This is a genomic window from Shewanella sp. T24-MNA-CIBAN-0130 (assembly GCF_040310185.1).
GTDB classification, from domain to species: domain Bacteria; phylum Pseudomonadota; class Gammaproteobacteria; order Enterobacterales; family Shewanellaceae; genus Shewanella; species Shewanella psychromarinicola.
Window position 1 is genome coordinate 1 of record NZ_JBEOPP010000270.1, and the last position, 278, is coordinate 278.

General features: G+C 50.0%; 1 pseudogene. It reads left to right on the forward strand.

Annotated elements, in window-relative coordinates:
• Window positions 1–278 (forward strand): annotated as a pseudogene (locus tag AAEZ02_RS22340) (bestrophin family protein); the annotation flags it as partial.

Below are 278 nucleotides of genomic sequence, written 5' to 3' on the forward strand. Positions count from 1 at the left end.
GTGTTTATGGGGGCAACTGGTCTATGATGCTCGTAGCTTTACCCGCCAAGTCCTCTCTTTTATAGATGATGAAACTGAGACTGGACGCCACACACAGCAGTCTATGATTCATCTGACGATTGCTTTTACGCACGCACTGCGGCACAGGCTTCGCAAGACGTCTCCATGGGAGGATGTCGAGCGATTTGTAGAGCCGGAGCATCACATTAGTATGCGCCAAGCAGGCAATCTACCCGAGTATCTACTGCGCCTAATGGGTAAAAAGCTCGGATATAGTC